Below are 19,663 nucleotides of genomic sequence, written 5' to 3' on the forward strand. Positions count from 1 at the left end.
ATCGGCATCTGACGCCCGCCCGCATTGCGCAAGTCGCTATTTAAATGATAGCGACCGCCCGATGATCGGAGACGAGGACAACGGCGCATTGGTGGTCGACATGCCCGATGTGGTCGACCAGGTCGCGCTCGCGAGGCTCTATGGCGAGCCGCTGTTCGCGATGCCGAAGGACCTGTACATCCCGCCCGAGGCGTTGCAGGTGTTCCTGGAGGCCTTCGAAGGCCCGCTGGACTTGCTGCTCTACCTGATCCGCAAGCAGAACTTCAACATCCTCGACATCCCGATGGCGGGGCTCACGCGCCAGTACCTGAGCTACGTCGACGAGATCCGCCAGACGAACCTCGAACTGGCGGCCGAGTACCTGCTGATGGCCGCGATGCTGATCGAGATCAAGTCGCGCATGCTGCTGCCGCCCAAGAAGGTGGCCGACGGCGAAGAAGCCGAAGACCCGCGCGCCGAACTCGTTCGCCGCCTGCTCGAATACGAGCAGACCAAGCTGCAGGCCGCCGCCATCAGCGCCATGCCGACCTACGGCCGCGACTTCTGGAAGGGGCAGGTCTACATCGAGCAGTCGCTCAAGCCGCGCTTTCCCGACGTGAACGTGATCGAGCTGCGCGACGCCTGGGCCGACATCATGAAGCGCGCCAAGCTCGTGCAGCACCACAAGATCTCGCGCGAAGAGCTCAACGTGCGCGAGCACATGAGCATCGTGCTGCGCCACCTTCAGGGGCAGCGCTTCGTGGAGTTCGAGAAGCTGTTCGACGTGTCGCGCGGCGCGCCGGTGCTGATCGTCACCTTCATCGCGATGCTCGAATTGGCCAAGGAAACGCTGATCGACATCACGCAGGCGGAAGCCTTCGCGCCGATCTACGTGCGGCTGGCGTACTCGCCGGCCTGACCACCCCCATTCAGAGAATTCCGCCGTGCACGACTTCGACGTCCTCATCGTCGGCAGCGGCCTCGCCGGCCTCTCCGCCGCGCTGCACCTGGCCCCCACGCACCGCGTGGCGGTGCTGACCAAGCGCGCGCTGAACGACGGCTCCAGCGCCTGGGCGCAGGGCGGCATTGCCGCGGTGCTGGCGGCGGGCGACAGCTTCGACGCCCACGTCGAAGACACGCTGGTGGCCGGTGCGGGCCTGTGCGATCCCGAGGCCACGCGCTTCGTGGTCGAGCATGCGCCCGAAGCCATCGGCTGGCTGCGCGAGCTGGGCGTGCCGTTTTCCGAAGAAGGCGGCGATCTGCACCTGACGCGCGAAGGCGGCCACAGCCAGCGCCGCATCGTGCACGTGACCGACGCCACCGGCGCGGCCGTGCAGCAGGTGCTGATCGAGCGCGTGCGCCGCACGCCGAACATCACGCTCTTCGAGCACCACACGCTGGTCGACCTGGTCACCGGCACCAAGCTCGGCCTTCATGACCCGGCCTGCCTGGGCCTCTACGCGCTGGACGATGCCACCGACGAGGTGCAGGCCTTCCGCGCACCGCACACCATCCTGGCAACGGGCGGCGCGGGCAAGGTGTACCTGTACACCACCAACCCCGACACGGCCACTGGCGACGGCATTGCCGCGGCATGGCGCGCGGGCTGCCGGGTGTCGAACATGGAGTTCATCCAGTTCCACCCGACCTGCCTGTACCACCCGCATGCCAAGTCCTTCCTGATCAGCGAAGCGGTGCGCGGTGAAGGCGGCCTGTTGAAGCTCCCCGATGGGACCCGCTTCATGCCGAAGCACGACGAGCGCGCCGAACTCGCGCCGCGCGACGTGGTGGCGCGCGCCATCGACTTCGAGATGAAGAAGCACGGCCTCGATTGCGTGTACCTCGACATCTCGCACCAGCCCGCCGCGTTCCTGAAAGAGCACTTTCCCAACATCCTGGCGCGCTGCGCCGAGCTGGGCATCGACATCACGCGCGAGCCGATTCCCGTGGTGCCTGCCGCGCACTACACCTGCGGCGGCGTGCTCAGCGACCTCGCCGGCCGCACCGACGTGCCGGGCCTCTACGCCATCGGCGAAACCGCCTGTACCGGCCTGCACGGCGCCAACCGGCTGGCCAGCAATTCGCTGGTCGAGTGCATGGTGTTCGCGCGCGCAGCCGCAACGGCCATTGCCGAAGCGCCCGCACATCGCACCGTCACGCTGCCCGCATGGGACGACAGCCGCGTCACCGATGCCGACGAGTCCGTCGTCATCTCGCACAACTGGGACGAGCTGCGCCGCTTCATGTGGGACTACGTCGGCATCGTGCGCACCAACAAGCGGCTGGAGCGCGCGAGCCATCGCATTGCGCTGCTGCAGGCCGAGATCCAGGAGTTCTATGCGAACTTCCACGTCACGCGCGACCTGCTGGAGTTGCGCAACCTCGTGCAGGTGGCCGAGCTGATCGTGCGCTCGGCCCAGGCACGCCACGAAAGCCGCGGGCTGCATTTCAGCCGCGACTACCCTTCGCTCGCCGAGCCCACCGCACCGACCGTCCTGGTGCCTCCGGCCGGCTGACGACCCACCCGCTTTCATCTTCTGTCACTCAAGGATGCCCGGCCACCGACGCCCGCAGGGAGAAACCCAACCATGTCGACCACCACCCCAACCCCATCGGCCCAGACCGCCTCGCCCTACGGCACCCTGCCGCCGGCCTCGGCGCCCGCCTCGCGCAAGCCCGTGAGCCTGCCGCGCCTGGCCGACATGCATGCGCGCGGCGAGAAGATCGCGATGCTGACCGCCTACGACGCCACCTTCGCGGCCATGGCCGACGCGGCGGGCATCGACTGCCTGCTGGTCGGCGATTCGCTCGGCATGGTCTGCCAGGGCCTGCACAGCACCGTGGGCGTGAGCCTGGACACCATGCGCTATCACACCGACAGCGTCTCGCGTGGCCTGCGCCGCGTGCAAGGCACGGCCTGGCTGATTGCCGACCTGCCCTTCGGCAGCTACCAGGAATCGCGCGAGCAGGCGCTGCGCAGCGCCACGGTGCTGATGCAGGCCGGCGCCCACATGGTCAAGCTCGAAGGCGGCGGCTGGACCACCGAGACGGTTCGCTTCCTGGTCGAGCGCGGCATCCCGGTGTGCGCCCACCTGGGCCTGACACCGCAGACGGTGCATGCGCTGGGCGGCTACCGCGTGCAGGGCAAGGGCGATGAAGCCGCCGCCCTGCTCAAGCAGCAGGCCCATGCGCTGCAGGATGCGGGCGCGACGATGCTGGTGCTCGAGATGGTGCCCGCCGCGCTGGCCGCCGAACTCACGACCGAGCTGACGCACTGCGCCACCATCGGCATCGGTGCCGGCAAGGCCACCGCCGGCCAGGTGCTGGTGTTGCACGACATGCTGGGCATCAACCTCGGCCGCATGCCGAAGTTCGTGCGCAACTTCATGGCCGATTCCTCGAGCATCGCGCAGGCCCTGGCGGCCTATGTGCATGCGGTGAAGGACGGCAGCTTTCCCGACGATCAACTCCACGCCTGGTAAGGACTGTTCATGTACATCGCACACACCATCGCCGACCTGCGCAACCACCTGGCGGCCTTCAAGCGCCCGGCCTTCGTGCCGACCATGGGCAACCTGCACGACGGCCACCTGGCGCTCGTGAAGCAGGCCAAGCCGCTGGGCGACGTGACGGTGGCGAGCATCTTCGTCAACCGCCTGCAGTTTTTGCCGCACGAAGACTTCGACACCTACCCGCGCACCTGGAACAGCGACTGCGAGAAGCTGCGCGCCGCAGGCTGCGACGTGCTGTTCGCGCCCGACGAGAAAGCGCTCTACCCCGAGCCGCAGACCTGCAAGGTGCACCCCGATCCGGCGCTGGCCGACATCCTCGAAGGCCACTTCCGGCCCGGCTTCTTCACCGGCGTGTGCACGGTGGTGATGAAGCTCTTTCAGTGCGTGCAGCCGCGCGTGGCCGTGTTCGGCAAGAAGGACTACCAGCAGCTGATGATGATTCGCCATATGGTGCGGCAGTTCGCGCTGCCCATTGAGATCGTCGGCGGCGAGACCTTCCGCGCCGCCGACGGGCTGGCACTGTCGTCGCGCAACGGCTACCTGAGCGAAGCCGAGCGCGCCGAAGCCGTGCAGCTGTCGCAAGCGCTCAAGGCGATGGCTGCGGCCGTACACGCCGGCGAACGCGATTTGGCCGCGATCGAAGCGCGGGCAATGCAGGCGCTCTCGCAGCGCGGCTGGCAACCGGACTATCTTGTGCTGCGGCGCCGCTCGGACCTGCAGGCCCCGTCTGCCGGCGAACCACTGGTGGCACTGGCCGCGGCACGGCTGGGCACCACGCGGCTGATCGACAACCTGGAGATCGAGGCCTTCGCAACGCCATGAGCTACAGCGTCAAGGAAATCTTCTACACCCTGCAAGGCGAAGGCGGCCAGGCCGGCATGCCGGCCGTGTTCTGCCGCTTTGCGGGCTGCAACCTCTGGAGCGGCCGCGAGGAAGACCGCGCCAGTGCCGTCTGCCGTTTCTGCGACACCGACTTCGTGGGCACCGACGGCACGCTGGGCGGCAAGTTCAAGACCGCCGACCTGCTCGCCGACACCATCGCCGCGCAATGGCCGGCCGGCGACGCCGATCACCGGCTGGTGGTGCTGACGGGCGGCGAGCCGCTGCTGCAGGTCGATGCGGCACTGGTCGATGCGCTGCATGCACGGCGCTTTCGAATCGCGGTCGAGAGCAACGGCACGGTGGTCGCGCCCGAGGGCATCGACTGGCTGTGCATCAGCCCCAAGGCCGGTGCGCCGTGGGTGCAGCAGCGTGGACAGGAGCTGAAACTGGTATGGCCGCAGACCGAATTCGACCTCGACACGATGGCGCGCACCGGCGAGTTCACGCACCGCTTTTTGCAACCGATGGACGGGCCCGACCGGGTCGCGAACACCGAGCTGTGCATTGCCGAATGCATGCGCCAGCCGGCATGGCGGCTCAGCGTGCAGACGCACAAGATCACCGGCATCCGCTGAGTGACGGTTTTTATTTTCGAGTTTCTTTTTTGACGATGCGCTTCACCATCAGCCAACGCTTTTTCTTCGACGCCGCTCACACGCTGAAGCGCGAGATCGAAGTCGAAGGCAGCCGCCGTATCCACGGCCATACGTACCACGCCGAAGTCTGGCTCGCGGGCGAGCGCGATCCGGTGACGGGGATGGTGATCGACCTGGGGTTGCTGCGTCGGCGGCTGGAGGATGTGCGCGAGCAGCTTGACCATCACCTGCTGGACGATGTGGCGGGGTTGCATCCGCCGACGTTGGAGAACCTTTGCGTGTTCATTGCGGGTGCGCTGCCGGATTTGCGGGCTTCGCTGGCGCGGGTGAAGGTCTGGCGTGAGGCGCTGGGCGATTCCTGCACCGTGGACTTCTAGGTTTTTCTTTCTCCCTCCCCTTCCGGGGGAGGGCTGGGGTGGGGGTAAGCGGCGTATCCATCGAGCGCTCTGCCTGCCCCCATCCCAACCTTCCCCCAAAGGGGGAAGGAGCAAGACAACAGGCTCTCAGGCAGCGCCGATGCCGGCGACGAGGCTGCCGGGCGCCTGCCCGTTCTTCAACCCTGCCGTGAACGCCAGCATCCGATCGATCGGCACCCGCGCCCGCAGCCCCAGCGCCGGGTCGACGTGAATCTCGCCCGCGCCCGTCTCCAGCGCATTCGCCAGTTCCACCAGTCCGTTCATCGCCATCCACGGGCAATGCGCGCAGCTCTTGCAGGTGCCGCCATTGCCGGCGGTGGGCGCTTCGATGAAAGTCTTGCCCGGGTTCAGCGTGCGCAGCTTGTGCAGCATCCCGGTGTCGGTAGCCACAATGAATTCGGTCGCGTCCATGCGCTGCGCCGCGTTCAGGATGGCCGAGGTCGAGCCGACCGCGTCCGCCAGCGCAATCACGTCGGATGGCGATTCGGGATGCACCAGCACCTTCGCCTTCGGGTGCTCCTTCATGAGCAACTCGAGTTCGAGTGCCTTGAACTCGTCATGCACGATGCAGGCGCCGTTCCAGCTGACCATGTCGGCGCCGGTCTGGCGCTGGATGTAGTCGCCCAGGTGGCGGTCAGGGCCCCAGAGGATCTTCTGGCCCGCCGCATGCAGCGCGTTCACCACGTCGAGCGCGCAGCTTGAGGTAACCAGCCAGTCGGCGCGCGCCTTCACGGCCGCACTGGTGTTGGCGTAGACGACCACGGTGCGGTCAGGGTGCTGGTCGCAGAAGGCGCTGAACTGCTCGACGGGGCAGCCCAGGTCGAGCGAGCAATTCGCGTCCAGGTCGGGCATCAGCACGCGCTTTTCGGGCGAAAGGATCTTCGAGGTCTCGCCCATGAAGCGCACGCCCGACACCACCAGCGTCTGCGCGGCATGGTCGCGGCCGAAGCGCGCCATTTCAAGCGAATCACTCACGATGCCGCCGGTTTCCTCGGCCAGGTCCTGCAGGTCGGGATGCACGTAGAAGTGCGACACCATCACCGCATTGCGCTCGCGCAGCAGGCGGCGAATGCGCGCCTTGAGCGCAACGCGTTCGTCCGGCGACGGCTCGGGCGGCACGCGCGCCCAGGCATGGCGCGTGTCGCAGGCCGCGCCCTGCAGCGCCGTGGGCTGCTCGTAGTCGACATCGATGACGAGAGAGGACGCCATGCGGGGGTCAGCCTTCCTGGAAGCGCATCGAGAAATCGATGGCTTTCACATCCTTGGTCAACGCGCCGACCGAGATGCGATCAACGCCGGTCTCGGCCAGGGCGCGCAGGCCGTCGAGTGTCACGCCGCCCGAAATCTCGAGCACGGCCTTGCGGTCATGGCCCGCTTCGTCGTTGATGCGAACCGCCTCGCGCAGCGTAGGCAGGTCCATGTTGTCGAGCAGCACCATGCGCGCGCCGGCTTCCAGCGCCTCTTGCAACTGGGCAAGCGTTTCGACCTCGACCTCGACGAAGGCCGCGCGTTCGGCCACTGGCGCCACCGCGCGCAGGGCTGCGGCCACGCCGCCGGCTGCGGCGATGTGGTTCTCTTTGATGAGCACCGCGTCGTAAAGGCCGATGCGGTGGTTCAGGCCGCCGCCGGTACGCACCGCGTACTTCTGCGCCAGGCGCAGGCCCGGCAGGGTCTTGCGGGTGTCGACGATGCGGGCCCGGGTGCCCTTGACGGCATCGGCATACACGGCGGTCTTGGTAGCGACAGCGCTCAGTAACTGCAGGAAGTTGAGCGAGGTGCGCTCGGCCGTCAGCAGCGCGCGAGCAGCGCCTTCGATCTCCAGCACGGTCTGGTCGGCGGCGCAGCGCTCGCCTTCGCCGCACAGCCAGGTGATGCGGGCCTGCGGATCGAGCTGCCGCAACGTGGCCTCGACCCAGGGTGCGCCGCACAGCACGGCGGATTCGCGCGCCAGCACGCGGGCGCGGGCACGGCGGTCGGGGGCTACCAGCGAGGCGGTGAGGTCGCCATCGGCGACGTCTTCCTGCAATGCACGCGTGGCATCGGCCAGGGCCAGCGTGGCCACGGCCGACGCAGAAAAATCAAAGCGAGGGCTCATGGCTCTTGTTTGTCTTCAACAGTCTTGTCAGGGGGAATGGCGGGGGTTCGCCGCGGCTGCGCCGGGCTGAACCGATTCGGGCACCGGGTCGCGCCCGGTCAGTGCGGCCACGGCGTCCTTCGGGCTCACGCGGCCGTCCAGCAGCGCCACCACGCCTTCGGCAATGGGCATTTCGATGCCCAGGCCGCGAGCGCGTTGCACCACGGTGCGCGCGCAGTAAACGCCTTCGGCCACGTGGCCGAGCGAATCGACGGCCTGCGCCAGCGTGCGGCCCTGGGCCAGCAGCAGCCCGACCTTGCGGTTGCGCGACAGGTCGCCGGTGGAGGTGAGCACGAGGTCGCCGAGGCCCGAGAGGCCCATGAAGGTCTCGGCCCGCGCACCGAGCGCAAGGCCGAAGCGCGTCATTTCGGCCAAGCCGCGCGTGATGAGCGCCGCGCGGGCGTTGAGCCCCAGCGCAAGGCCGTCGCACAGGCCGGTGGCAATGGCGAACACGTTCTTGACCGCGCCGCCGACCTCGACGCCCACGATGTCGTCGTTGGCGTAGACGCGCAGCGCCGGGCCGTGGAAGGCGTCGACCAGCGCGTCGCGCACCGCCGCATGCGGGCTGGCGGCCACCAGCGCGGTCGGACGCCCTTCGGCGACCTCTTGCGCAAAGCTGGGGCCGCTGAGAACGCCCGCTCTTAAATCAGGAGCAACCTGCGCCCATATTTCGTGGGCGAGCAGGCCGAAGGATGTGGGGGATGTGTCGAGCGCGGGCTCGACGCCCTTGCACAGCCACGCCACCGGCGCGGTCGTGCCGCGCAGTGCGATGAGCTGTTCGCGCAGGGCGGCCATGGGCGTGGCCACGATGACGAGGTCGGCGCCGGCCTGCGCCTGACGGATGTCGCCTGCACGAACGGCGAGCGAGGCCGGCAGAGCCAGCCCCGGCAGGTAGCGGGTGTTTTCGCGCGCCTTCGAAATGACGTCGGCCTGGGCCGCATCGCGCGCCCAGAGCGTGACCTCGTGGCGAGCCGCCGCATTGACGGCGACTGCCGTGCCCCAGGCACCGGCGCCATGAACGCAGATCTTCATCGGCGTTGGCGGCGTTGTGCCCGGTTTACTGAGCCAGGGTCGGCGAGGCTTGGCCGGCGGCCTGTGCCTGCTGCTGCTCGTACATCGCCTGGAAGTTGATTTCGGCGAGGTGTACGGGCGGGAAGCCGCCGCGCTGGATCACGTCGGCGACGTTGCCGCGCAGGTACGGGTAGACGATCTGCGGGCAGGCGATGCCCAGGATCGCGCCCATCTGTTCTTCGGGCAGGTTGCGGATTTCAAAGATGCCGGCTTGCTTGGCTTCGACCAGGAACACGGTCTTCTCGCCGATCTTGGTCTGCACGGTGGCCGACACGGTGATCTCGAAGATGCCGTCGGTCACGGGCTGGGCGTCCACGCCGAGCTGGATGTCGACGGTGGGTTGTTCCTGCTCCAGCAGGATCGCGGGCGAATTGGGTTGTTCGAGCGACAGGTCCTTGAGGTAGACGCGCTGGATCTGGAAAACGGGATCTTGGGCTTGCTGGTCGGCCATGGCTGAACTTTCGAGGATCAAAACAATGCCCGCCGGGGAGAGGTTCCCGCAGCGGGCTGCAGATGAATGAGCAAACGATTATCGCCCCACGATGAGGCTCATTCGTGAAACACCGCGGAACCGGCTTTGCCGGGCCGCTGGTGTTGCCCCCGGCGAGGGGGTTGGAGGAGCGACACGAAGTGCGCGGAGCCTGGGGGAGAGCCTATTCATGCGCCCTGAAGAAGGGGCACCAGACCGCCACGGCCGTCGAGCGCCATCAGGTCGTCGCAGCCACCCACGTGGGTGTCGCCGATGAAGATCTGCGGCACCGTGCGGCGCTGGGTGATCTCCATCATGGTGCTGCGGGCCTGAGGGTCGGTGTCGATGCGGATCTCTTCGATCTGCTCGACGCCCTTGGACTTGAGGATTTGCTTCGCACGCGTGCAGTAGGGGCAAACGGCGGTGGTGTACATCTTGACTGCTTGCATACGCTGTATCTCGGGGAGGTTTCAGGCCTTTTCAACGGGCAGGTTAGCCTCTTTCCAGGCCTTCAGCCCGCCGGCCACGGCTTGGGCCTGCTCGTAACCCAGCTTCTTGGCCATGGCCACGCCGCGCTGGGCGCGGGCGCCGGTGGCGCAGACCAGCAGCAGCGGCACGGTCTTGTTCTTGACCGTGGCGGCCAGCTTTTCTTCGAGCTGGTTCAGGGGGACGTTCTTCGCGCCGATCATGTGGCCGGTGGCGAATTCTTCCGGTTCGCGCACGTCGACCAGCACGGCGCGCTCGCGGTTGATGAGCTGCACGGCGCCCTGGGCCGTGAGCGTTCCGCCGCCCGCTCCCCGCACCAGCGGCCACGCCAGCATGGCACCCGAGCTGAGCGCGATCAGGATCAGCATCCAGTTCGCGGTGACGAATTCGATCAATTTCACGGGGGTTCCTTGAATGGCAAACCGGGGATTTTAGAATGCGAGGTTTCGCAAGCGCAGCCAAAGGCCTCCCACATGCACAAACTGGTATTGATCCGTCACGGCGAATCGACCTGGAATCTCGAAAACCGCTTCACCGGATGGACGGACGTCGACCTGACCGAGACCGGCGTGGCCCAGGCCAAGCAGGCCGGCCGGCTGCTCAAGGCCGAGGGGTACGACTTCGACGTCGCCTACACCAGCGTGCTCAAGCGCGCCACCCGCACCCTGTGGCACACGCTCGACGAGCTCGACCGCACCTGGCTGCCGGTGGTGCACTCCTGGCGCCTGAACGAGCGCCACTACGGCGGCCTGCAGGGCCTGAACAAGGCCGAAACCGCCAAGAAGTACGGCGACGAGCAGGTGCTGGTCTGGCGCCGCAGCTACGGCACCCCGCCGCCGCCGCTGGAAGCCGACGATCCGCGCAGCGAGCGCGGCGACGTGCGCTACGCCAAGCTGTCGCCCGAGCAGATTCCGCTCACCGAATGCCTGAAGGACACGGTGGCGCGTGTGCTGCCGTTCTGGAACGAATCGATGGCGCCGGCCATCCGCACCGGGCGCCGCCTGGTGGTGGCGGCCCACGGCAATTCGATCCGGGCGCTGGTGAAATACCTGGACGGCATCTCGGACGACGCCATCGTCGGCCTGAACATCCCGAACGGCATCCCGCTGGTCTACGAGCTCGACGACGACCTCAAACCCCTGCGGCACTACTACCTCGGCGACGCCGCCGCAGCCGAACAGGCCGCCGCCGCGGTGGCCTCGCAAGGCAAAGGCTGAAGAAAACCCCGCGTGCCGCTTCCCCCGTGGAACCCCGGCAAACAATTTGCTTCCAAGCTGTGTATATTGGTTCGACAGCCGCCGACAAGGACAATCACTCATGATGGGCCAGAAACTGAAGATCACCGGCTGGGTCGCCGCCGGCGCCGTAGCAGGCGTCTTGACCACCGTCTCGTTGCAGACGGTCGCACGCGGTTCGCTTGCGCCGCTTCCCCTCGAAGAATTGCAGCAGCTCGCTGCCGTCTTCGGCATGGTCAAGAGCGACTACGTCGAACCGGTCGACGAGAAGAAGCTCATTTCCGATGCAATTTCCGGCATGGTCGCCGGGCTCGACCCGCATTCCCAGTACTTCGACAAGAAGTCCTTCAAGGAATTCCGGGAAGGCACCACGGGCCGATTCGTCGGCGTGGGCATCGAGATTTCGCAGGAAGACGGCCTCATCAAGGTCGTCTCGCCCATCGAAGGCTCCCCGGCCTTCCGCGCCGGCCTCAAGCCCAATGACCTGATCACCAAGATCGACGACACCGCCGTGCGCGGCCTGTCGCTGAACGAGGCGGTCAAGCGCATGCGCGGCGAAGCCAACACCAAGGTGCTGCTGACCATCTTCCGCAAGGACGAGAGCCGCACCTTCCCGGTCACGATCACGCGCGAGGAAATCCGCACGCAATCGGTCCGCGGCAAGATCATGGAACCCGGCTACGGCTGGATCCGCCTGTCGCAATTCCAGGAACGCACCGTCGACGACTTCGTCAAGAAGATCGACGAGATGTACAAGGAAGACCCGAACCTCAAGGGCCTGGTGCTCGACCTGCGCAACGACCCGGGCGGCCTGCTCGACGCGGCCGTGGCCGTGTCCTCGGCCTTCCTGCCCGAGAACGTCACGGTGGTGACCACCGACGGCCAGCTTGCCGAGAGCAAGTCGGTCTACAAGGCGGCCCCCGAGTACTACCAGCGCCGCTCCGGCAGCGACCCGCTGCGCAGCCTGCCTGCGGCCCTGAAGACCGTGCCGCTGGTGGTGCTGGTGAACGAAGGCTCGGCCTCCGCCAGCGAAATCGTGGCCGGCGCGCTGCAGGACCACAAGCGCGCGACCATCATGGGCAGCCAGACCTTCGGCAAGGGCTCGGTGCAGACCGTGCGCCCGCTCGGACCGGACACCGGCCTGAAGATCACCACGGCGCGCTACTACACGCCGAGCGGCACCTCGATCCAGGCCAAGGGCATCGTGCCCAACGTGCTGGTCGACGAAAGCGCCGAAGGCAGCCCGTTCGCAGCCCTGCGCATGCGCGAGGCCGACCTCGAAAAGCACCTGGCCAGCGGCCAGGGCCCCGAGACCAAGGACCCGGAACGCGAAAAAGCCCGCGACGAGGCACGCAAGCGCCTCGAAGAAGAAGCCAAGAAGCCGCCGCAAGACCGCAAGGTGCCCGAGTTCGGCACCGACAAGGACTTCCCGCTGGTGCAGGCGCTCAACCGCCTGAAGGGCCAGCCGGTGCTGGTCAGCAAGACGCAGGTGATCGTCGACAACAAGGAAGAGAAGAAGGAAAACTGAAGCCGGTGACCGGACCGCACGCACAGTGCGGTTCGCGCCGTCGACGGTTTCGCTTCCTCATTCGCGAGAACCGAAGCGCGCATGGACGATCGTGACCTGCTGCGCTACTCGCGCCACATCCTGCTTGAAGAGTTCGGCATCGACGGGCAGGCGCGCGTCAGCGCCGGGCGCGCCCTGGTGATCGGCGCAGGCGGGCTGGGCTCTCCGGTCGCGCTTTACCTTGCCGCCGCCGGTGTCGGCCACATCACCCTGGTGGACGACGACGACGTCGACCTCACCAATCTGCAGCGGCAGGTGGCCCACACCAATGCCCGCGTCGGCAGTCCCAAGGTCGAATCGGCCGCACAGGCCATGCGCGACATCAACCCCGACATCGCCATCGAAACGCACGCCCTGCGTGCCGATGAGGCGCTGCTGTCGCGCCTCGTGGCGGAGGCCGACGTGGTGGTCGACTGCTGCGACAACTTCGCCACCCGCCATGCCGTCAACCGCGCCTGCGTGGCGCATGCCAAGCCGCTGGTGGCGGGCGCGGCGATCCGCTTCGACGGCCAGTTGAGCGTATACGACACGCGCGATGCGGCCTCCCCCTGCTACGCCTGCCTGTTCCCGCCCGACGCGGCCTTTGAAGAAACGCGCTGCGCGGTGCTCGGTGTGTTCGGCCCCGTGGTCGGCACCATCGGCACGCTGCAGGCCAGCGAAGCGCTCAAGCTGCTCGCCGGCATCGGCCCGTCGCTGGCGGGCAAGCTGCTGATGTTCGATGGCCGCAGCACGGCGTTCGACACGCTGCGCGTGGCGCGCGACCCGCACTGCAGCGTCTGCGCGCAGCGCCCCGGCGCCGCCTGATCTTTTCGACCCTGGCGGCGCGGGCCGGCATCAGGGCTGCCGGGCGCCCTTCGCCCTCGCGGCGCCATTGGCCGCGGCCCCGGCCGTCGGCCGGTTCGCTCCCGCCAGCACGCCCTTGCAATCCGAATCTTCGCCAGGCCCGGTCTCGATGGTCGCGGCCAGCGCCAGCAGCGGATTGATGGCGCCGAGCGCCAGCGCGGCAAGGCCCCGCCCCGCCAGCGGCGCGATCTCGAGGCCGCCCTTCGGGTCACCGAAGGTGCCGCTGACGACCAGCGGCGTGCGGATCGAAAGAATGCTCTTGCTCTTGGGCTCCGGGTGGACCACGAAATCGAGCGTCTCCTTGGCCAGGTTGGCCTGCCCGCTGGCGGTGAACACGGCATTGGTCGTGTCCACCACGAGCGTGCGCCCGGTCATCAGCCCCTTGTTGACGTCGAAGGCGATGGCCGCGCAGCGCAGCTCGACATTGCGGTCGCCACGCAGCAAGAACTTGATGATGTCGCCCCCCACGAGCGTCGCGAACACGGGCAGCAGGTTGCCGAACTGCCCGCGCCCCGACAGCACCGCCACGTCGCCCGACACACCGCCGAGCCAGTTGGCCACCGAGCTGCCCGGCCCCGAGAGGTTGAGTCGGCCGTCGAGCCGGCCCACGCTGTTGCCCGTGGTTTCCAGCTTGGGGAACAGGCGGGCCAGCTGCATGCCGCGCAGATCGAGCGAGGCGCGGATGTCGGCCGGATTCTTCGCCGCATCGATGCGGATGGCCCCCACCAGCTTGCCGCCGCCCACGCCCAGGTCGAGCGGGTCGAGTGCGAGCACGCCGTCGTTCAGCTTCACCTGCACGCTGCCGCTGTCCAGCGGCATCTCGCGCACGTTGCGGATGCGCTCGGCCGTGTACTTCACGTCGGCGTTCATGGCGCGCAGGCGCTCGAAATCGAGCGGCGCCGTGGGCAACACCTTGCCGCCCGCCGGGCGCTTGACCTGCGTGATCGTCGGCGGGGGCGCCACGCCCTCCACCGCGTTGGCCGTGCGTGCCGTGGGCGGCAGACCAACGAGCGGCCCGAGGTCGTCCATGTCCATCACCTTCGAGCGCAGGTCGCCCGCCAGGTGCGGCAGGCTGCCGGCCTGGTCGAAGCGCATGTCGCCGGCAATGTCGGACAGGCCCAGCTTGCCCTTGAGGCCGGCCACCGACCACAGCTTGCCGCGCTTGCTCAGGTCACCGCTCAGCGCATAGGGCGAGGTCTGCGGCAGCGCAATGCCGAGCAGCGGGAACAGCGCGCCCAGTGTCTGCCCCTTGAGCTCGAACCTGGCGTCGATGCCATCGAGCCCCGCCAGCTTGGCGACGGTGCCGCTGGCCTTGAGCTGCGTCTGCCCGGCCGCGGCGTTGATCTCCACCGGAAAGGGCGGCGCGCCGGCGGCGTTGATCTGCAGCACGTTGCCCGTGCGGCCGTTGGCCGTCAGCGGCTGGCCCTTGTAGCGGCCCTTGATGCGGTAGCTGAGCGGCAACGCGCCACGGCTGGAGTCGTAGCTCAGGTCGGCATGCAGGTCGACGCCCAGGTGCTTGGCCAGGAAGTCGATCGCCCCGGTGTCGACCTGGATGAGCCCGATGCTGGGCACGGTGCCCGAGTCGGAGGTGTCCTTGCCGAGCGCCCAGGTGCGGCGCCCGTCCTGCTCCATCTGCAGCCCGACCGTGGGCGAGAAAAGCGCCAGCCGCGGAATGTCGATCTTGCGGGCGACCAGCGGCCAGATGCGGATGTCGAACTCCGCGCGATCGGCCTTCACGAGGTAGGGGTCGCGCGCCCACTCGGGGTTGGCGAACGCCAGGCCGTCGAGCTTGACGGTGGCCGTGCGCCAGCCCAGGTCGACATCGAGCCGCCGCGTGATCTCGAACTTGCGCCCCGTCTTCTCGCTCACGTAGCGGTTGACCGGTTCGCGCAGCGCATCCCACGGAAAGAAGACCAGCGCGACCAGCAAGGCGGCGAGCAGCAGCACGAGCGACACCAGCAGCTTCAGCCAGATCGGCCACGGCCGGGTGCGAAGAATGTGCGTTGCCATGTTCAAGTGAATACCTCAATGGTTGCGGGTGCCGGGTCGGCGATGGGCCTCACGAACCGTGCGGCATCGCCTACGGATGCGCCCCCGCCGGCGCGCGTCGGAACGCGCCTACAACACTCGGCCCACGAACCCTTCATGATGCGCGACGGGAAAGCCTCAATGTCCACGTGCAGGCATTCCCTCAGCGGGGCGCTTCGGATGCACCTGCCAACGTCAGAGGAAGCGTGGTTCGGCATGGATTCCAGATTGCAGACATACGTCGTCGAAGACAACCTCACGATCCGCGAAAACCTCATTGGCACGCTGGAAGAGCTCACCTGTACCACGGTCGTCGGCTTCGCCGAAACCGAAGACCACGCGCGCGAATGGCTGCTCGGCCACGGCGCCGAATGGGACCTGGCGATCGTCGATCTCTTCCTCAAGCAGGGCAGCGGCCTGGGTGTCCTGCAGGCCTGCCAGGCGCGCGGGCCGGACCAGAAGGTGGTGGTGCTCAGCAACTATGCGACGCCCGACATCCGGCGGCGTTGCGCCGAGTTCGGTGTCGATGCGGTGTTCGACAAATCGAACGAGATCGATGCGCTGGTCGAGTTCTGCCTGGCACAGGCCAAGGCATTGCGCGCTTCGCCCGAGGCGGGATGAAGAAGCCGCACCGGGCCTCTTCTCCACCCTTATGCAACGGTCAGTCGATCAGCTTGTTCTTCAGCGCGTAGTACGTCAGGTCGCTGTTGGACGAGAGATTCATCTTTTCCATCAGGCGCGTGCGGTACGTGCTCACCGTCTTCACCGACAGCGACAGCGTCTTGGCGATGTCGCCCGCCGTCTCGCCCTTGGCCAGCTTCAGGAACACTTGGAACTCGCGCTCCGACAGCTGCTCGTGCGGTGCCGCGTCGTCCTTGCGGTCGAGTTGGCGCGCCAGCAGTTCGGCCACGGCGGGCGTGATGTAGCGGCGGCCCAGCGAGATGGTGCGGATGGCGTTGACGATCTCGATCGGATCGCACTCCTTGTTCAGGTAGCCGCTCGCGCCCTGACGGATCAGGTTCATCGCGTAGTGCTCTTCCGGATAGCCGCTCAGGATCAGGATGCCGACATCCGGCGCCTTGGCGCGGATCATGGCCAGCGCGTCGATTCCGCTCTGCCCCGGCATCGAAAGGTCCATGACCAGCACATCCAGCTCCGTGGTGCGCACCAGTTCGATGGCCTCGCGGCCGCTGGCTGCCTCACCCGCCACGCGCAGGTCCACGTGCTCGGAGAAGAACTGCCGGAGGCCCGATCGCACGATGGCGTGGTCGTCCACAATTCCAATTTTGATCATCTGTTACTTTCGTCGTTGTGTTGCGCGCATGCTCGCCGCAACATGCCGGTCCCTGATTGTTATCAATTATTCACGAACTTGCGTCGCAAGCGGATTTGAAAGTTTCATGCACTGGTTAGCCCCTCCAAGAATGGCCGTGAGCCTCCTGCTCGCGGCGCTGGCTGCGCTGGCCCTCGTCGGCATCAACGAGGCCGGCTACCGGCAGTCGAGCCGTGCCCTGGCCGACATCAACGAGGCCCAGCTGGTACGCGGCACGCTCAACCAGATCCTGCAGAACATGCTCGACGCCGAAACCGGCCAGCGCGGCTACCTGCTGACCGGCGAAGCCAGCTACCGGCAACCCTACGACACGGCGGTCAAGCAGGTCGACGGCCAGCTCACGAACCTGCGCCAGCTGTATGCCGACCGGCCGGCCGAACTCGCCCAGCTGGCCGAGCTGTCGAAGCACGTGCTGCGCAAGATCGCCGAGATGGACATGAGCGTGCGGCTGCGCCAGGACGGCAAGGAAGACGCCTGGAAGTTCGTCATCACCACCGACGTCGGCCGCGAAGAGATGGACGCCATCCGCGCCACGGCGGGCGAGCTGGTCAAGATCAGCAACGAGACCCTGCACCAGAGCCAGGTGCAGGTGCTCAAGTCGCTGCAGCTGGCCCGCATCGGCACGGCCATCGTGGCGCTGGCCGCGCTGCTCGCCTTCTTTCTCTATCTGCGCCAGACCCACGCGCTGCGCTCCATCGGCGAGCGGCAGCAGGAGGCCCTGCAACGCGAGCGCAATGCCCTCGAAGACGAAGTGCGCGAGCGCACCGCCTCGCTGGCCGAACTGGCCACCCACCTGCAGGACGTGCGCGAAACCGAGCGCGGCTACCTGGCGCGCGAACTGCACGACGAGCTGGGCTCGCTGCTGACCGCGGCCAAGCTCGACGTGGCGCGCCTCAAGTCGCGGCTGGCGGATTCGCCCGACGCCATCCAGCGCCTGCAGCATCTGACCGAGCTGCTCAACAGCGGCATCGCGCTCAAGCGCCGCATCATCGAAGACCTGCGGCCCTCCTCGCTGTCGAACCTCGGGCTGGTCGCGTCGCTGGAAATCCTGGGCCGCGAGTTCGCCGAGCGCTCGGGCCTGGAGATCGAGATGGCGCTGGAACCGGTGACCATGGACGAGTCGCGCCAGCTCACGATCTACCGCATGGTGCAGGAAAGCCTGACCAACATCGGCAAATACGCCGAGGCCAGCGAAGCCACCATAGTGATGAAGAACTACGAGAACCACGTGATCGTGGAAGTGGCGGACAACGGCAAGGGCTTCGACGCCCAGCGCATGCGGCCCTCGACGCACGGCCTGGCAGGCATGCGCCACCGGGTGGAAGCGGCCAGGGGCAAGCTCACCGTCACGTCGACGCCGGGCCGTGGCACGCGACTGAGCGCGATGCTGCCCGTCGTCAAGCCAAGCGCCTGAAGGCCCGCGCGCGCCTCGCACGGGGCCACGCGAAGTGACTCGGCCATCTCCTACGCACCGCGTCCCCGGCCGCTGACAGGTCCCGCACGGGGCGCCAATTAAGGTTGCACCAAGCCATCCGCTTCCTCGTTCCAAGGGGGCGGATCGCCGTTCATCAAAACAACGAGGGCATCCTCGAAGGAGTTCCGCAATGTTGCATTACGCAGTGGTGTTTCTGGTCATCGCGCTGATCGCCGCGCTGTTCGGCTTCGGCGGCATTGCCGCCAGCGCGGTCGGTATCGCCAAGATCCTTTTCGTGATCTTCGCCGTCCTTGCCATCGCCAGCTTCCTGGCCGGCTTGCTACGACGCAAGTAGCGTAGTTACGATCCACAGGCTCCCGCATTTCATCTTCCCGAAAAGGACTTTCACATGAACACGACCAAGACCCCCTCGCAGCTTGCTGATGACGCGCGCCAGACCGCCAACGACGCCGTCGAATCGACCCGCGCCTATGCACAGAACGCGGTGAATGCGGCGGGCGAAAAGGTCCGCGACCTGCGCCGCGACACCGAGCCGGCGGTCGAGCAGCTGGCAGCCCGCGTGCAGCAGGCCGTGCAGCGCGGCCTGGACGCCGCATCGACCACCAGCGCCCGCGCGCAGCGCCGCATCGAGAAGGCCGCCGACGTGACCGGCCGCTACATCTCCGACCAGCCGGTGCGCTCGGTGCTGATCGCCGCCGCTGCTGGCGCCGCCATCACCGCACTCATCGTGCTGGCCAGCCGCCGCGGCCGGGACGACTACTGATCCGCTGACAGCCCGTTCCACCGTTCCCCCGCACCATGCTTCATCCGATCTTCTCCACGGTGCTCGGGCATCCGGAACTCGTCGCTGAACACGTCGCCAACTACGCCGCCCTCGTCAAGCAGGAAACCGCCCAGGCGGGGCGCGGCCTTGCCGCCCGCCTTGTCGCGGGCGTGCTGGCAGCGGCGAGCGCCATGCTGGCGCTCGGGCTGATCGGCGTGGCGGTGCTGCTCGGCGTGCTGCATGGCAGCTTTCACTGGGTGCTGGTCATCGTGCCGGGCGTCGCCGTGCTGATCGCGGCCGCCTGCACCTGGTACGCGACGCGCCCCAACCCGGGCCACGATTTCGAAGACCTGCGCGCGCAGCTCGACGCCGACCTGCAGGCCCTTCGCAACGCCGGAGCCCACCATGGCCGGTACTGAGCGTTCTCCCCTGCCCCCGCAGCAGCGCCTGGCCATTTCGCGCCGTGCGCTGGTGCGGCAATTGAATGGCGGCGAAGACGAGGCCTACCGCCCGGTGCGCGAGGCCGACGACGATCTGGAATATGCGCACCACGACGACAGCCCGGCAGCAGCGGCCTACGACGAAGCGCCTGCGCAGCGCCGTGGCAGCAACGTCTGGAGCTCGGTCGCGCGCGGCGTGGTCCAGCGCTGGTGGCGCCGCCACCCCGCGCACGCGGCGGGCCAATTGGCCCGCCCCCTGCTCGAGCACTACGCGCGCACGGAGCCGGTCAAGCTGATGGCGGTCGCGGCGGCCACCGGGGCGGTGCTGGTGCTCACCAGGCCATGGCGGCTGCTGTCCGTCACGGCGGTGCTGGCTGCGGTGCTGAAAACATCCGACGTGGCCGATGTCGTCAACACGTTGATGCAGAAGACCGCCAACCCGCCACGCAAAGACCCGCCCTGACGGCGCCCCCG

At 67.5% G+C, this 19,663-nt stretch carries 23 protein-coding genes; 15 read left to right on the forward strand and 8 right to left on the reverse strand.

What is annotated here, in order from left to right; all coding sequences use genetic code 11:
- Positions 1-61 precede the first annotated feature (61 nt).
- From ACGLHS_RS09055 to ACGLHS_RS09080, 6 genes are all read left to right on the forward strand, one after another.
- Positions 62-898 (forward strand): ScpA family protein, encoded by an 837-nt coding sequence (locus ACGLHS_RS09055; RefSeq protein WP_093238116.1) that lies wholly within the window; start codon positions 62-64, stop codon positions 896-898.
- Between the two features lie 25 nt (positions 899-923).
- A complete protein-coding gene (gene nadB / locus ACGLHS_RS09060; protein ID WP_394478904.1) occupies positions 924-2,495 on the forward strand; it encodes an L-aspartate oxidase in 1,572 nt (523 codons plus the stop codon).
- A 72-nt stretch (positions 2,496-2,567) separates the two neighbouring features.
- Complete coding sequence (gene panB / locus ACGLHS_RS09065; protein WP_394478906.1) at positions 2,568-3,461, forward strand: 3-methyl-2-oxobutanoate hydroxymethyltransferase; 894 nt, start codon at positions 2,568-2,570, stop codon at positions 3,459-3,461.
- Positions 3,462-3,470: 9 nt separating this feature from the next.
- The gene (gene panC, locus ACGLHS_RS09070) at positions 3,471-4,313 is read left to right on the forward strand and encodes a pantoate--beta-alanine ligase (RefSeq protein ID WP_394478908.1); all 843 of its coding nucleotides are present in this window, start codon (positions 3,471-3,473) and stop codon (positions 4,311-4,313) included.
- Positions 4,310-4,948 carry a 7-carboxy-7-deazaguanine synthase gene (queE, locus tag ACGLHS_RS09075; protein ID WP_394478910.1) on the forward strand — a complete coding sequence of 213 codons (639 nt, stop codon included), beginning with the start codon at positions 4,310-4,312 and terminating at the stop codon, positions 4,946-4,948. The genes panC and queE overlap by 4 nt, the downstream gene beginning before the upstream one ends.
- 35 nt (positions 4,949-4,983) lie before the next feature.
- A complete protein-coding gene (locus tag ACGLHS_RS09080; RefSeq protein WP_394478912.1) occupies positions 4,984-5,346 on the forward strand; it encodes a 6-carboxytetrahydropterin synthase in 363 nt (120 codons plus the stop codon).
- Positions 5,347-5,472: 126 nt separating this feature from the next.
- Here ACGLHS_RS09080 and nadA read toward each other — a convergent pair whose 3' ends face one another.
- The 6 genes from nadA to ACGLHS_RS09110 all read right to left on the reverse strand — a co-directional run bounded on the left by nadA (position 5,473) and on the right by ACGLHS_RS09110 (position 9,913).
- Positions 5,473-6,594: a quinolinate synthase NadA gene (gene nadA / locus ACGLHS_RS09085; protein WP_394478914.1), complete on the reverse strand. Its 1,122-nt coding sequence runs from the start codon at positions 6,592-6,594 to the stop codon at positions 5,473-5,475.
- Positions 6,595-6,601: 7 nt separating this feature from the next.
- Positions 6,602-7,480, reverse strand: coding sequence for a carboxylating nicotinate-nucleotide diphosphorylase (nadC, locus tag ACGLHS_RS09090; RefSeq protein ID WP_394478916.1), 879 nt, complete (start codon positions 7,478-7,480; stop codon positions 6,602-6,604).
- Between the two features lie 27 nt (positions 7,481-7,507).
- On the reverse strand, positions 7,508-8,551 hold the full coding sequence (locus ACGLHS_RS09095; RefSeq protein ID WP_394478918.1) for an NAD(P)H-dependent glycerol-3-phosphate dehydrogenase: 1,044 nt from the start codon (positions 8,549-8,551) through the stop codon (positions 7,508-7,510).
- A gap of 25 nt (positions 8,552-8,576) precedes the next feature.
- On the reverse strand, positions 8,577-9,041 hold the full coding sequence (secB, locus tag ACGLHS_RS09100) for a protein-export chaperone SecB (RefSeq protein ID WP_093238102.1): 465 nt from the start codon (positions 9,039-9,041) through the stop codon (positions 8,577-8,579).
- A gap of 206 nt (positions 9,042-9,247) precedes the next feature.
- A complete protein-coding gene (gene grxC, locus ACGLHS_RS09105) occupies positions 9,248-9,508 on the reverse strand; it encodes a glutaredoxin 3 (protein WP_394478920.1) in 261 nt (86 codons plus the stop codon).
- Between the two features lie 21 nt (positions 9,509-9,529).
- Entirely contained in the window at positions 9,530-9,913 is a 384-nt protein-coding gene (locus ACGLHS_RS09110) for a rhodanese-like domain-containing protein (RefSeq protein WP_394479879.1), read from the reverse strand.
- 105 nt (positions 9,914-10,018) lie between these two features.
- Between ACGLHS_RS09110 and gpmA the strand changes: the two genes are divergently transcribed.
- From gpmA to ACGLHS_RS09125, 3 genes are all read left to right on the forward strand, one after another.
- Positions 10,019-10,762, forward strand: coding sequence for a 2,3-diphosphoglycerate-dependent phosphoglycerate mutase (gene gpmA, locus ACGLHS_RS09115; protein WP_093238098.1), 744 nt, complete (start codon positions 10,019-10,021; stop codon positions 10,760-10,762).
- A 103-nt stretch (positions 10,763-10,865) separates the two neighbouring features.
- Positions 10,866-12,308 (forward strand): S41 family peptidase, encoded by a 1,443-nt coding sequence (locus ACGLHS_RS09120; RefSeq protein WP_093239371.1) that lies wholly within the window; start codon positions 10,866-10,868, stop codon positions 12,306-12,308.
- Positions 12,309-12,389: 81 nt separating this feature from the next.
- The gene (locus ACGLHS_RS09125; protein ID WP_394478923.1) at positions 12,390-13,151 is read left to right on the forward strand and encodes a HesA/MoeB/ThiF family protein; all 762 of its coding nucleotides are present in this window, start codon (positions 12,390-12,392) and stop codon (positions 13,149-13,151) included.
- 30 nt (positions 13,152-13,181) lie between these two features.
- Here ACGLHS_RS09125 and ACGLHS_RS09130 read toward each other — a convergent pair whose 3' ends face one another.
- Positions 13,182-15,200: an AsmA family protein gene (locus ACGLHS_RS09130; protein WP_394478925.1), complete on the reverse strand. Its 2,019-nt coding sequence runs from the start codon at positions 15,198-15,200 to the stop codon at positions 13,182-13,184.
- Positions 15,201-15,434: 234 nt separating this feature from the next.
- On the opposite strand from ACGLHS_RS09130, the gene ACGLHS_RS09135 reads away from it, so the two are divergent.
- Positions 15,435-15,839 carry a response regulator gene (locus tag ACGLHS_RS09135; RefSeq protein ID WP_093238095.1) on the forward strand — a complete coding sequence of 135 codons (405 nt, stop codon included), beginning with the start codon at positions 15,435-15,437 and terminating at the stop codon, positions 15,837-15,839.
- 40 nt (positions 15,840-15,879) lie between these two features.
- Here ACGLHS_RS09135 and ACGLHS_RS09140 read toward each other — a convergent pair whose 3' ends face one another.
- On the reverse strand, positions 15,880-16,512 hold the full coding sequence (locus ACGLHS_RS09140) for a response regulator transcription factor (RefSeq protein ID WP_007837167.1): 633 nt from the start codon (positions 16,510-16,512) through the stop codon (positions 15,880-15,882).
- A 130-nt stretch (positions 16,513-16,642) separates the two neighbouring features.
- On the opposite strand from ACGLHS_RS09140, the gene ACGLHS_RS09145 reads away from it, so the two are divergent.
- The 5 genes from ACGLHS_RS09145 to ACGLHS_RS09165 all read left to right on the forward strand — a co-directional run bounded on the left by ACGLHS_RS09145 (position 16,643) and on the right by ACGLHS_RS09165 (position 19,652).
- On the forward strand, positions 16,643-17,965 hold the full coding sequence (locus ACGLHS_RS09145; RefSeq protein WP_093238093.1) for a CHASE3 domain-containing protein: 1,323 nt from the start codon (positions 16,643-16,645) through the stop codon (positions 17,963-17,965).
- A 190-nt stretch (positions 17,966-18,155) separates the two neighbouring features.
- Positions 18,156-18,320 carry a DUF1328 domain-containing protein gene (locus ACGLHS_RS09150; protein ID WP_013543146.1) on the forward strand — a complete coding sequence of 55 codons (165 nt, stop codon included), beginning with the start codon at positions 18,156-18,158 and terminating at the stop codon, positions 18,318-18,320.
- Positions 18,321-18,374: 54 nt separating this feature from the next.
- Positions 18,375-18,749: a hypothetical protein gene (locus ACGLHS_RS09155; RefSeq protein ID WP_093238092.1), complete on the forward strand. Its 375-nt coding sequence runs from the start codon at positions 18,375-18,377 to the stop codon at positions 18,747-18,749.
- Between the two features lie 35 nt (positions 18,750-18,784).
- A complete protein-coding gene (locus ACGLHS_RS09160; RefSeq protein ID WP_394478930.1) occupies positions 18,785-19,168 on the forward strand; it encodes a hypothetical protein in 384 nt (127 codons plus the stop codon).
- Positions 19,155-19,652, forward strand: coding sequence for a hypothetical protein (locus tag ACGLHS_RS09165; RefSeq protein ID WP_394478932.1), 498 nt, complete (start codon positions 19,155-19,157; stop codon positions 19,650-19,652). The genes ACGLHS_RS09160 and ACGLHS_RS09165 overlap by 14 nt, the downstream gene beginning before the upstream one ends.
- Positions 19,653-19,663 lie beyond the last annotated feature (11 nt).

The organism is Variovorax sp. VaC1, assembly GCF_043658315.1.
Lineage (GTDB): Bacteria > Pseudomonadota > Gammaproteobacteria > Burkholderiales > Burkholderiaceae_C > Variovorax.